The sequence below is a fragment of the Methylobacterium sp. E-066 genome, assembly GCF_022829635.1.
In the GTDB taxonomy this organism is placed as follows: Bacteria; Pseudomonadota; Alphaproteobacteria; order Rhizobiales; family Beijerinckiaceae; genus Methylobacterium.
Genome location: NZ_JAKSYO010000164.1, coordinates 1 through 10,969 on the forward strand (window position 1 = coordinate 1; position 10,969 = coordinate 10,969).

Consider the following 10,969-nt stretch of genomic DNA (forward strand, 5'->3'; position numbering starts at 1 on the left):
CGCCTGCGCCTTCTTGCCGGCGACCATCAGCGCGCCGCAGTAGTCGACCCGGAGCGTGCCGTGCTCGGGATGGACGCCGAACAACTGCGGTGCCGTCCAGCCCAGACCATGCGCCTCAGTGCCGAACCGGGTGCAGAAGTCGAGCGCCGCTTCCCGCATCGTCGCCCACTGCGTCGGCGTCAGGTAGCGACACGGCGAGGCGCGCTCGGAGATGTTCTCGATCGCGCCGTGCCACATCGCGACGGGGTTCGGGATCAGGGTGTGAGCGAGACCGGATGTCATCCGGCCGAGCTACGACAGGGCAGGGCGATCGACCATGCGACTAGAAGCCGGGTTGCCCGACATGAGTTGGTCCTACTCCCTTCCCGGCTATCAGGGCGCCCTGAAATCGCGGCGATTGCCGTTAGGATGCCGAACGTGTTGTACGGGCCGCTCAGCCCCCACCACCGTTCCCAGCGCCACCACCACCGCTGCCCGTCGTACCGACGCGCGAGGGCTGTTCTGCATTGCCCGCTGCAGCCGAGTCGGGTGCGATGCTGTCTGCAGCGCGGCCGGTCGGCGAGTAACTGGCTGCACCCTCTTCACCGGTTGAGCCTGGCTGCCGTGTGACGACGCCGGGCGCGCCGGGCGGGACGATGACGGTCGTGCTGGTGGGCGTTTCGATTACCTGCGCGGCGGCAGGAGTGACGATCATCGCGGCTACAGCCGCGACGAGAGTGAGCGAGGTCATGGGAGCTTTCATCTGTGTAGGGGATGGGGAACCGCCAATCCTGCACGATGTCTCCCGAGACCAGTGTCACATGGGAGGGCAGCGAATGTGGCCAACGCGTGACCGGCTCGACCCCGCCGCCCGATCCGATCACGGGCTTGGTAGGGGAGATCGTCAAGCTCGCCGGCGAGGCGAATTTCCGCCTCCGCTCCAGTCCCCCGGTGCTGGGCTAAGGGCTACCGTTTCATTCAATACCTACCTGTCCGAGGTCGATAGAGGGGGTACTCGACCCCATTCCGGCTTGCACCATGGCGCCAACCGTAGGCGTTACCGCTTCGGACGGCATCAGCGACATTCTGCGGGCCCGCCAAGCCCTCTGTCCCACCTGGCGCTGTTGCCGCCAGCCGACCGCCAGGAGGGATGGCGCCGCCGCCACGCGCCATGCCAGTTCCGCCTGTGCCGATGACGGCGACAACTGATGCAGCAAGCAGGACACGCATTCTACAAGGCATGCGCTATCGCTCCCGCGAAAAGAAAAACCAACTTGGTATGAGGATGGGGATCGGCAACCCGGTTAGCCATAGCTGGCCAACCTTCAGCATATCGCCCTCTATCTGCTGAGTAAGCCCACGGAGTACCAATCTGTTCCTGGGCACCCCGCCTCTGCTATGTGGCCACAAAGCCGAGAGTGCGATCAGCCAGCCTATTCCGCGACGTGGTGCAGAACCACGGGCGGAAAATGGAGAAGGCGGAATGAGCCTCCGCCTCCGGCAACCTGTTCAAGGACGTGGTGCTGAACCGCGGTCGCACAATGGCTCCGGCCGAACGCAGCTGAGCCTCTAGCCTTTTAGCGACCGTACCTCACCGGCATCACCGATGGAGCGGGACTCGACGCGTTGGACGCAGCGAACGAAGCTACGAAGCCGGCCAGGGAACGGACATCGTCCGGTTGGCGCGGATCACGCGCGACCGCGGCAGCCTCCCGTTCTAGCCGAAGGTTACAGGCCTTCGAGGGCAGGCCGACATCCGGCGTGCAGGCGTCATGGCGGGCGCAGGCTGCGTCCAGAGCGTCGATAGGCGGCAGCGGGGCGTTGTTGCCCGGGCCGCAGTAGTTGCCGTGAATGAGGAGCTTCGGCCCGCCATTCGCGGCTGGCTGTGCCAAGGACGGAGTGGCCCACGAGGCGATGAGGAAGACCGGGGCGGCGACTCGGACGGCGGTGAGAGACATCATGTTGGAGACCCTCCAGCACCTGCTCGCCCCTTAGTCACATCGGCGAGGACGGTGCACGAAATGGTTAACCACCACGCGTTTATCCGTGGCGTGCTCCGGAACACTCGTTCTACGCAGGTCACGCTCTACTCACGGCAGCGGGATCAAACCCGTCCGGCAGTCTGTTCAATGTCGCGGCGCTGAGCGTCTCGCCCGCGAAGATGCGTGCGTGGCACCTATTGCACCACGTGACGCTTTCCCCTGAACTCTGAGACAAGCAGCCACGAATGCCTCGGCCACTTCACGGCTCAGATCATCCACGATGAGTCCGTGCGCGATGACCATGCAGCGCCCGTCGCAGTTCTCTGAGATTTCGAACTCCGGCACCAACTTCTCCGGGGTATCTCACCCTCGAAAGTTTCCGCCATTTTTGCCAGGCGTCAATACTCCATTTGACTACTGACGCGGCCGTGTCGCTCCAGGCCACCGGCAAACTCTTCCGCGACATCGTGCAGAACCACGGGCGGCAGATGGCGAAGGCGGAGTGAGGCCCTGACGTCATCCAAACGGGTGAAGCGAATCAGCGTCGGCCGAGCCATGCATACCGCTCGAAGCCCAATGGCAACTTCAGCCCGCCCGGCTCACTGCCGAGGCGGGTTTCTTTGCTGCACTGCAGTACTACAACTGTGTGCGGTGCCCGTCTCAACAGCTGGCGCCATCAGAGTCTCGGACACCGCGGTGACACCAGCGTCCGAGGCTGAAAGCCCGCCCGATCCAGCATCGTGGCGGGCTTTCCTCTACTGGTATTTGCGGTATGGTCCCCGCGATTTTCGACTCCCCCAGAGTTCGAGGTCACAACCTTGGCCCGCCCGGTTCGCCGGCGCGGGCTTTTTCATGGCCTGGGCTTTGCCATGAGCGTCGGCTCGTCGATGAGACCGCGAGCCAACTTGCGGCGCGCTCCTGATGGGGTGCGTCGCCTTTTCCGTGACATCGTGCAGAACCACGGGTGGCAGATGGGACATGACGCGTGCAGCGCAGCGGCGCGCAGATGCGGCGGGCGGATTAAGGCCTGGCGCCATGAAAAGCGCGGTTATGGATCATCGAAGAAAACAGACCGTTTACAAGGCAAGATCAAATCAACCTTGCACCGAACATTGAGGCGAATGTGCTAGTTTTTGATCGGCAAGCGCCCGACTAGCGATCCATCTGAAGCCCGCACGACTAGCGTCCACAAGTCGCCTGGATTGTCGCCTGTCACCTCGGCCGCCATCTCTTCGATCACGCTACGCGCTTCGTTCATCGCTTCTTCGAGGCTAGACGCTTCGACACCTTCCTCATCCAGGAGGATCTCTTCGCCGTTCTCGATATCGAAGTAGAAGCGCTCAGACAATTAGGCCTCCCGCGTGTCGCGACCCTCGGAAGGGCTCCTTGCATGCAACTACGTAGTTCGAAACATCACAGCAGCTTTCAGAAACAGCGATAAATCTTAAAATATCTCAAACGTGAATTCGACGCGCGAGTTGCAATTATGTCGAGATTTTGGCGAGGGGATCCATTACAGATACCGGCGATCGCCCTCCGAACAAAGGCCATAAGGCCGCTGAGGTGGCGCTCCTTATTTGGGGCACAAGCCATGTCGACGTTTGATAAACCAGAAGCTGCAAAGAGTATCGGCGAGGCGTCCGAGAACAAAGAGAAGTTGCGAGCGCACATCAGAAGCATTCTGCTGAAAATCAGGAATCATCCCGTAGCAATAAATCAGCAAAATTGATGCACGCACCGCACTACGTCATTTGGCTAGCAGCGCCGAATTTATTCCCGGCTCCTGCTTATATTTCGGCGTAGCTGCGTGTATCAATAGGTGAGTAGCTGAAACTTAGTACGCCCTCTGGGCGTAGTTTCGACTATGACAGCCGAATCACCGCTTCGAACGCACATCCGCAACATGCTTCTCAAACTGGCGCAGCAGCTCAGGGCAAGGCAGGGATCATAGAAGCCGCCCGATGCAATCCGAAGGCGAGCACTGTAAGGTCCCTTGCGATCCCTAGGACTCCCCCGAGGCCAGGATCACAAACTTCAGCCCGCCCGGTCCGCCGGCGCGGGCTTTTTCGTGGAGCGCGCCGTCAAGCGCCGCCGATCGCCGAAACGCCGTCCTCAATGCAGTCGATATCGAAGGCGCCACCCCACGAGCTTTCTTCGCGGCGGACAGCTACGAAACCTTCCGGTATGCTGACAACGGACACATCCCTGTGGCCTTTCAACCACGCTGGGTCGCTCGCCTCACGGACGTAAGCAGTGCCAATGCGGTGGCAAACTGGGCACGTCAGTCGGATCTGGACCTTCTCGCTCATGTCGCGAGCATCGCACGGGCGCCTAGGGCCACCAAGGTTTGGGATCTCGACCTGGCACGGCCGTATTTGCCGGGCCAGCATGCTCCGATAACCGCCGACCCGCATCCTACCCGTGAGCCACGTTACGTATCGGCTCGACCGCTGGTGAGATCGGACGCTCCCCCGCCCCGTGAGCAGATCGGGGCGGGGCCGAGCGGCCAAGGGGCGCTCGAAGCGCCTGTCAGCGCTGGCTTTCCCCAAAACGATCCACAGTCCTCCACCGGCATCGCGCGAGCCAGAGCTGCGACTTGCTGAACCGCGCGACCGGATCTGGCATGTTCTGCCTTCGTTCCAGAATGGAGACGGCGGTGGTGGGGCTTCTGCGAGATGTGCAGCCGGGTCGGGTGTACGTGGATTGCTCGTCCTGCAAGCGGTCCGGTCGGTACACCGTCGCCAGCTTGCGAGGGCGGTTCGGCCCGGACATGTCAACGCTTGATGTGCTGCGCCATCTCACGGCCTCGTGCCGCTACCAGCGCGCGCCCGGGTCACCGCCGGCCCGGAAATATGAGCACCTGTGCTTGGCCGCGATCACGCTGCCGCCGCCCAGGCGACCGGACATCCCGGTCCCGCCGGGCGTGCCTTACACGGTCGAGGTCTGGACCGAGACTGGCGGCGGCATCGAGGCCCAGCTCGCGGTGATCTACCCGATCATGATGGCACGTGCGGCGTTCGCAGTGGCGTGCGAGCTATGGCCCAAGCACGAGGTCACGCTTCGGGATCGATGCCGGATCGTGGAGAAGCGGGAGCGACCGGAAGTGCCCGCCAGCGCGACGCCCGCCGATCCGCCTCCCTGATCGCCAAGCCATCAACGACGAAGGCGAGGGCGGCGAGGGCGGTGCGCATGGCGGGAGGATAGTCGGCCGCAGGGGACTGTCGAGGCCGGGGCACGTGGCCGCGTATTCTGAAACGCAGATCAACAGGATCTAGAATTCATGTTATGCACCATAGTGCATAAAATAGGCGTTTCGCGTAGCGCTATGCACGATATATTTTACGTGCCTCGCCTTCGCGGTGCCGCTGTTCGCGTCACCGTACCGCGTACGGCGGTACCACAAATTTTGCGTTTTGTCAACTGCGGATTGACTGCTGCTTGCACGCGAACAACATGCAGACTGGATCGTCCAACGCCCACGAGAGCGCTTGGACGAGCGCCTCTTTTTAACCAAGGAAATGCAGACTCGCCACCGTACGCGGCTGAGAAAGCGAAGGATGTCATGGCATTTCGGCTGACTGACGTTCTCCGATGGTTCTCGGGGGGCGATGCGAAAGAGAAGCCTCTCTTCAAAAACGAGAAAGAGGCTTACGACTTTTGTCGCAATGCTTATGCGAAGAACGGCGGCGTGCCTGCCGAGCTTCGTCGCTCATACGAGTTCTACCAGAAGAATTTTGATGACGAGTGCGACCCAGAACTACGACTTGAAAGGCATTAGAATTGAGCGAATACCATCTCGGGATTGCGTAAGGCGTTTCAAGTGTGGTGAGACCTCAATCGACAAATGGGTTTCGGACAAAGCATTTAAACACCATGATCAAGACAGGTCGCGGGTGTTTTGCGCTCTAAAAGGCGAAAGCACGGCGGCTCTTGGCTTCTACGCTCTGTCCTTCTCACCCATACTCCCGACCTATTTATTTGGTCAGCATGCTGACCGATATCAGGACGGCGACGCGCCGTTCGTCTACATTGAGTGGTTAGCTGTACAGCGTTCTATCCAGTCCAACGGGATTGGAACTGTCTTGTTAATAAACGCGCTTCAGCGGGCTTATTCAGTTTCTCGAAATGTTGCTATTTATGGCGTGGCTTTAAGAGCTTTGAACGACAGAACTCGAGCGTATTACGAAGGGCACGGATTTGTTGCTAGAGAAGATTCCGCCTTCCCTCTTATGATCCTACCGATTTGGACATTGCGGGATCTTTTCGAACCGCGACGGGGTTAAATGCTCGTCGCTGCGGCCAAGCGCGATGAAGAAGCTCAAGAAGAGCTAATTCTGCAGGTCTGAAGCTCAGGAGTTTTTCGATCGGATCGGCCTATTCGCCATAATGGCGTAACGCGACAATGTTCGCCTCTGCGATTGCCACCTTGCCTTCGAGGCCGTTGACGCCCTCTCCAGCCAGTCCCTCAAGGTACTTGCGGCGCTCTGAGACTGCTCGTTGCACTTGGAAATCAGCTTCGTCCACCCGGCGCGCGCTTCGACGAGCTAGCAGGATCGCCACAGCAAGAGCGATCAAAGCTACCGCTGGCAGACCGAGAATCACATAGATTTGCAGGAAGCTCATCACTTGAGGCTCCTGAGGATGAGACGGGCCCCGAAATGTAGGACGAACCCGACGACGATCCAAACGGGGCTGAGGATAAGCTGCCAGGAGCTCGCAGGCGTTGAGGCGAGGCCGAGCACAGGCCCCACACCTCCGCCGACTAGGAATGCCGTTGCGATGTTGTTGAACATCGTGGCTGACAGCTTCGTCCGCTCGTTGTGGACGAGCTTGATCCGCTCCCGGTCCTTGTTCGCTTCGGCCAGGACGGTGAAGTCCGCCTCACCGCCGGGGCGTATCGGTCCCTCAGCCACGGTACGCGATCAAGTCTTCGCCTCTTTCCGTAGTCGCACGCCCGGTCCCTCGCCGTTCTCCTCGATGAAGATGACGCCGGCGGCCTCTAGGGCGGCCTGTAGGGCTGCCACAGTCCGATCTTTCAGGGCATCGCCCCGCTCGAACCGAGCCACAGTGTCAGCCGACACGCCCGCTGCAGCAGCAAGATCCCGGACGCCCAGGCCGAGCGCCGTTCGAGCCATCTTGCACTGGACAGCCTGCATTTCAGAACCCTGTTACGATTTTGGTTGACGGCCGTCCGGGGCGGACGTAATCATAACCTCGTTCCGATTTCGGAACAAGAACTGGTTTCGGTGCGCAGCGCCGGCCTCTCCAGCTATGCCCTGAAACCTTCAGCCCCGGAGCACACCGGTTATGGCAATGCCCCCGCTCGCCCTGAAGCCCTTATTATCTCAGCCCGGCAACCCGCAGCCCTTATTAGGCCAGGGGTCCGGCAGACAGCTGGGCCCCGTCTCCAAGGCTATTCGAGCCTGCCGTGAGACCGACCCGGCCGACCAGACCATCGCCGACATCCAGATTGGTCTGGCGAGCTTCTTCGCCGATGCCGACCGCCAGCGCGTCCGCGAGCTGCGCCGCCGGATCGCCGACCGGATCGAGGCGGACCTCGCCTTATTAGATGCGCTCGACGCGGATCCGGATGCCGAGCCCGAGGAGCCGGAAACCTCAGCCACCGAGTGGACCGGCCGTGGTGCTCACCGCTTCAATGTCGGGAGGGCGGCATGAGCAAACCCGCATCCCGCCGAGACGATCTCGCCAGCCTGATCTTCGACATGGAGGACAACATCAGGGCGCTCGTGGCCTGGGGGCAGGCGGTGCGCGCCCTCGGCCGCGGCGGCTCGATGCTGGAGCCGGGCGCTGCATCAGTCATCGGCCACGCCATCGTCGAATGCGCCCTCGCCGTCGAGGCCGACTGGGAACGCTGCTTCGACCTTTCACGGCAGACTCGGGAGAATGCCCGATGACCGGCCCATCCAACCGCCGCGGCTTCCTTCGCGGCCTCACCACACTCCCGCTCATCGGCGGCGGCGTGACTTTGATCGGCACGCCATCCGCAGTCGCCGAGCCGATCACCCCGCGGCTGCTCCGCGAGTACCACGACTGGCTGATGTTCGAGTGGAGCAGCGTCACGCGCGAGATCGAAGGGGCCGTGCGGTCCCGGTTCGGGGTCAGCGCCTGTTCCGGTGCGGCTTACCGCTGGCACCGGGCGCACGGCGAACTGCGTCCCGATAGCGAAGGCGGCCTGATGGGCGACGGGGTGTCCTTCCCGTCCACCAGGGCCGCCCTGGTACTCAGCACGGTCGGTTGCGATTGGCGGGAGGGCTCAGCGTGTCTGTGAGCCCGTCGACCCGCCGCGCCGCTCTCGGCGCCATCCTCGCCGCCCCGCTCACAGGTGGGGCCGTCATGGCCCTTCCTTCCGACTCGCCGCAGTCCACGGCGTCTACTGTCGATCCGCATGCCGCTCGCGAAGCCGAAGCTCGCGCGCTCTATAGGCACTTCCGCGAAAGCGAATGGGGTTGGGCCGAACCCAACTTCTCGCCGGCCGACCTCGCCGCGTCGGAAGCGCATGTGAACGTCATGGAGTACGCCCGGGAGGCTAGCGCTATGCCTCCCCCGACGACGCTCGCCGGACTCGCGGCGCTAGCCCTTACGGCAGCTTTCTCCGAAGAGCAGGCCATGGGCGCGCGCCGTGACATCGCGGAGGACTGCCTGATCGCGCTGATCCACGGCGTGCTGAACGTCGCCGGGGTAGCCTTGCCTTCGGACTATCGAGGCTTGGTCTACCGGGTTGAGGAGGGCGACCCATGCGCCTGATCAGCCCGTTCATCATCGCGGTGGCGTGGTGGCACACGAGGCGGGTTCGCCGTGCCACCCACGACATGCGCAGGGCGAACTACTACGCCACCCGGAGCCTGCGGACGCTCATGGCCATCGGCAGCGGTCCGATGCCGCGAACGCTCAGCGGCGTGCCGGCGATCCCGCCGATGCCGGTGCTGTGTCGGTAGGGTGGGGGACGCGTCCCTCACCTTGGGGCCCGGGAAACCTGAGTGGCGCACAGGTTATCGCCGGATCCAAATTGGCATCCACGCCCGCCCTCATGCCTCGGGAGCAATGGTTTGAGCGGGCGTGGAGGTCAGCGACCCATCCCGCCGCTGACACCCGCAGCCTTACTCCCGGGCAGCCAAATGCGAAACGGTTTCGCTTTTGGGAAACGGACATCGTGTCCGTTTTGCGCTCCCCCGGTCCGGGGAGGCCAAACACGACACCGTGTCGCTTTTTGAAAACGGAAACGGTTTCCGTTTTGCCGAGCCGGAACTCGAAGCATCCACGCCCGCCAGGCCGCCACCGTCGAAGTGAAACCGTCGGCGGGCGTGGAAGATCGGCACCTGGCCGACAAGTGCATGATGCCGAAGGAAGGTTGATGTTGAGTTGATGGTGCTGACCGCGGGCAGCATCCACGCCCGCCCCTCTGCGGGGTCCAGGGGATCACGTCGGGACGGGCGTGGAAGGTCAGCGGGGGCTTAGGCCGCCGACAATCTCGGCAATAGGCAGCGACCTTTGCCAGTTGATATCCGCCCCTCACGAACGCCGCTCGCGCATCCTGTGCGGGCGGGTCAGACCAAGCCAACCAGCGAGGAGACGATGGCGAGCTTCTACAAAACCGGCAGCGGCCTCATCCACGAGGACGCGTTCGAGAACGAAAGCTGCCCCTCGCCCGAGAGCCGGCGGCGATACAACGGTATCGAGGATCTGAAGCCAGGCGACGTCGTGCACGACGGCAGTGAGATGATCCGGGTCACGGCCGAGATGATCGCGGCTGCCAAGGCTGAGCAGGATAACCGGTCCTAGCGAGCCCGGTCGCCCCTCACGAACGTTGCTCTCGCCTCCGGCGCGGGCGATTGGAGTCCACACCCGTCTAGGTGCATATATGGGACATTTGTTGGACACGGCCGTCGCCGACACAAGCTAAGTCGCTGATATCTTTGGCGCGCCCTACGGGAATCGAACCCGTGTTTTCGCCGTGAAAGGGCGAGAGCACACGCTGTCCCTCAATCATCCGTGCCCTGAATACGGCTGGCGATCAGTTCGATGTCGTAATTTTTTGACGAATAACAAGCGTAAGATTTTTATGTAAGTAATTTAGTAATACAAGACAGATGGGTGTGACCGCGCAGAGCGCTCAGATCGCGGAAAACTTAACCCAGGATGGTTCGGGTCGATAATATACCATCTACCCGTGCGCCATCGTCGGTTGCTCTGGAATGGATGCTGCCGCTTGGGAGCGCCGTGTGCTTCCGCCTGCCAAACAAGGCGAAGCCGCCATGTCCTCGAAGCTCCCCCACGCCCTCTACCCGCTCATCCGCAAGCTCGAGAGCGTCACCCGCCTCTCGGATGCGGAACGACAGGCGATTGAACGTCTGCCCGTCCGGGTGCGGACCCTCAAGGCAAGACAAGACATCGTGCGGGACGGCGACCGGGCGACCCAGTGCTGTGTCATCCTGGAAGGTTGGGCCTGTCGCTACTAGTTCCTGAGCGAGGGGCGCCGCCAGATCTTCTCGTTCCACATCGCGGGCGACATCCCTGATTTGCAGAGCCTGCACATCCCGCTGATGGACCACACCCTTGGGACGATGACCCAGGCTACCGTGGCGTTCGTCCCGCACGAGAGCATGCACGACCTCACGGCCCGCTTCCCGACCATCGCCGCCGCGCTCTGGCGTGACACGCTGATCGACGCGGCGATCTTCCGGGAGTGGTTGATCGCCATGGGGCGTCGCCCGGCGTTTGAGCACTTGGCCCACCTGTTCTGCGAACTGTACCTGAAGCAGGAGGCGGTCGGGCTGGCGGGTGAACACCGCTGTCCGCTGCCGATCACCCAGACCGATCTCGCCGACGCTACGGGGATGACGGCCGTGCACATCAACCGCGTGCTGAAGGAGATGCGCGGTCGCGGGCTGATCACACTTCACCGGCAGACGCTGGTGGTTAAGGCGTGGGACGAGCTTGTCCGTGCCTCCGAGTTCGACGCGACCTACCTGCACTTGCAGATGCGAACG

At 62.3% G+C, this 10,969-nt stretch carries 20 protein-coding genes; 11 read left to right on the forward strand and 9 right to left on the reverse strand.

Going from position 1 to position 10,969, the window contains the following annotated elements; translation table 11 throughout:
* The 5 genes from MKL20_RS22375 to MKL20_RS22395 all read right to left on the reverse strand — a co-directional run.
* The coding region (locus MKL20_RS22375; protein WP_244038507.1) for a hypothetical protein at positions 1 to 282 on the reverse strand (282 nt) is incomplete at its 3' end.
* A 151-nt stretch (positions 283 to 433) separates the two neighbouring features.
* Entirely contained in the window at positions 434 to 730 is a 297-nt protein-coding gene (locus MKL20_RS22380) for a hypothetical protein (RefSeq protein WP_244038508.1), read from the reverse strand.
* A gap of 826 nt (positions 731 to 1,556) precedes the next feature.
* Complete coding sequence (locus MKL20_RS22385; RefSeq protein WP_244038523.1) at positions 1,557 to 1,937, reverse strand: hypothetical protein; 381 nt, start codon at positions 1,935 to 1,937, stop codon at positions 1,557 to 1,559.
* Positions 1,938 to 3,087: 1,150 nt separating this feature from the next.
* Positions 3,088 to 3,309 carry a DUF6894 family protein gene (locus tag MKL20_RS22390; protein ID WP_244038509.1) on the reverse strand — a complete coding sequence of 74 codons (222 nt, stop codon included), beginning with the start codon at positions 3,307 to 3,309 and terminating at the stop codon, positions 3,088 to 3,090.
* A 733-nt stretch (positions 3,310 to 4,042) separates the two neighbouring features.
* Positions 4,043 to 4,270: a hypothetical protein gene (locus tag MKL20_RS22395; RefSeq protein WP_244038510.1), complete on the reverse strand. Its 228-nt coding sequence runs from the start codon at positions 4,268 to 4,270 to the stop codon at positions 4,043 to 4,045.
* 461 nt (positions 4,271 to 4,731) lie between these two features.
* Here MKL20_RS22395 and MKL20_RS22400 point away from each other — a divergent pair, with 461 nt between their 5' ends.
* From MKL20_RS22400 to MKL20_RS22410, 3 genes are all read left to right on the forward strand, one after another.
* Positions 4,732 to 5,103, forward strand: coding sequence for a hypothetical protein (locus tag MKL20_RS22400; protein WP_244038511.1), 372 nt, complete (start codon positions 4,732 to 4,734; stop codon positions 5,101 to 5,103).
* 420 nt (positions 5,104 to 5,523) lie between these two features.
* Positions 5,524 to 5,739 carry a hypothetical protein gene (locus MKL20_RS22405; RefSeq protein WP_244038524.1) on the forward strand — a complete coding sequence of 72 codons (216 nt, stop codon included), beginning with the start codon at positions 5,524 to 5,526 and terminating at the stop codon, positions 5,737 to 5,739.
* A complete protein-coding gene (locus MKL20_RS22410; protein WP_244038512.1) occupies positions 5,699 to 6,244 on the forward strand; it encodes a GNAT family N-acetyltransferase in 546 nt (181 codons plus the stop codon). Before MKL20_RS22405 ends, MKL20_RS22410 begins: the two co-directional genes overlap by 41 nt.
* Before the next feature lie 91 nt (positions 6,245 to 6,335).
* Here MKL20_RS22410 and MKL20_RS22415 read toward each other — a convergent pair whose 3' ends face one another.
* The 3 genes from MKL20_RS22415 to MKL20_RS22425 are packed head-to-tail and all read right to left on the reverse strand — an operon-like array spanning position 6,336 to position 7,117.
* Complete coding sequence (locus MKL20_RS22415; protein ID WP_244038513.1) at positions 6,336 to 6,584, reverse strand: hypothetical protein; 249 nt, start codon at positions 6,582 to 6,584, stop codon at positions 6,336 to 6,338.
* A complete protein-coding gene (locus MKL20_RS22420; protein ID WP_244038514.1) occupies positions 6,584 to 6,874 on the reverse strand; it encodes a hypothetical protein in 291 nt (96 codons plus the stop codon). Before MKL20_RS22420 ends, MKL20_RS22415 begins: the two co-directional genes overlap by 1 nt.
* A gap of 9 nt (positions 6,875 to 6,883) precedes the next feature.
* The gene (locus MKL20_RS22425; protein ID WP_244038515.1) at positions 6,884 to 7,117 is read right to left on the reverse strand and encodes a multiprotein-bridging factor 1 family protein; all 234 of its coding nucleotides are present in this window, start codon (positions 7,115 to 7,117) and stop codon (positions 6,884 to 6,886) included.
* 151 nt (positions 7,118 to 7,268) lie between these two features.
* On the opposite strand from MKL20_RS22425, the gene MKL20_RS22430 reads away from it, so the two are divergent.
* From MKL20_RS22430 to MKL20_RS22450, 5 genes are all read left to right on the forward strand, one after another.
* Positions 7,269 to 7,637: a hypothetical protein gene (locus MKL20_RS22430; protein ID WP_244038516.1), complete on the forward strand. Its 369-nt coding sequence runs from the start codon at positions 7,269 to 7,271 to the stop codon at positions 7,635 to 7,637.
* Positions 7,634 to 7,876 carry a hypothetical protein gene (locus MKL20_RS22435; RefSeq protein WP_244038517.1) on the forward strand — a complete coding sequence of 81 codons (243 nt, stop codon included), beginning with the start codon at positions 7,634 to 7,636 and terminating at the stop codon, positions 7,874 to 7,876. Before MKL20_RS22430 ends, MKL20_RS22435 begins: the two co-directional genes overlap by 4 nt.
* Positions 7,873 to 8,250 (forward strand): hypothetical protein, encoded by a 378-nt coding sequence (locus MKL20_RS22440; protein ID WP_244038518.1) that lies wholly within the window; start codon positions 7,873 to 7,875, stop codon positions 8,248 to 8,250. The genes MKL20_RS22435 and MKL20_RS22440 overlap by 4 nt, the downstream gene beginning before the upstream one ends.
* Positions 8,251 to 8,315: 65 nt before the next feature.
* On the forward strand, positions 8,316 to 8,726 hold the full coding sequence (locus MKL20_RS22445) for a hypothetical protein (protein ID WP_244038519.1): 411 nt from the start codon (positions 8,316 to 8,318) through the stop codon (positions 8,724 to 8,726).
* Entirely contained in the window at positions 8,717 to 8,917 is a 201-nt protein-coding gene (locus MKL20_RS22450) for a hypothetical protein (protein ID WP_244038520.1), read from the forward strand. Before MKL20_RS22445 ends, MKL20_RS22450 begins: the two co-directional genes overlap by 10 nt.
* Positions 8,918 to 9,079: 162 nt before the next feature.
* On the opposite strand, the gene MKL20_RS22455 is transcribed toward MKL20_RS22450, so the two are convergent.
* Positions 9,080 to 9,367, reverse strand: coding sequence for a hypothetical protein (locus MKL20_RS22455; protein ID WP_244038521.1), 288 nt, complete (start codon positions 9,365 to 9,367; stop codon positions 9,080 to 9,082).
* Positions 9,368 to 9,554: 187 nt separating this feature from the next.
* Here MKL20_RS22455 and MKL20_RS22460 point away from each other — a divergent pair, with 187 nt between their 5' ends.
* The 3 genes from MKL20_RS22460 to MKL20_RS33185 form a co-directional block, all read left to right on the forward strand.
* Positions 9,555 to 9,761 (forward strand): hypothetical protein, encoded by a 207-nt coding sequence (locus tag MKL20_RS22460; protein WP_244038522.1) that lies wholly within the window; start codon positions 9,555 to 9,557, stop codon positions 9,759 to 9,761.
* Between the two features lie 473 nt (positions 9,762 to 10,234).
* Complete coding sequence (locus tag MKL20_RS33180; RefSeq protein WP_313902745.1) at positions 10,235 to 10,438, forward strand: hypothetical protein; 204 nt, start codon at positions 10,235 to 10,237, stop codon at positions 10,436 to 10,438.
* 60 nt (positions 10,439 to 10,498) lie between these two features.
* On the forward strand, positions 10,499 to 10,969 hold a 471-nt coding region (locus MKL20_RS33185), incomplete at its 3' end, for a Crp/Fnr family transcriptional regulator (protein WP_313902746.1).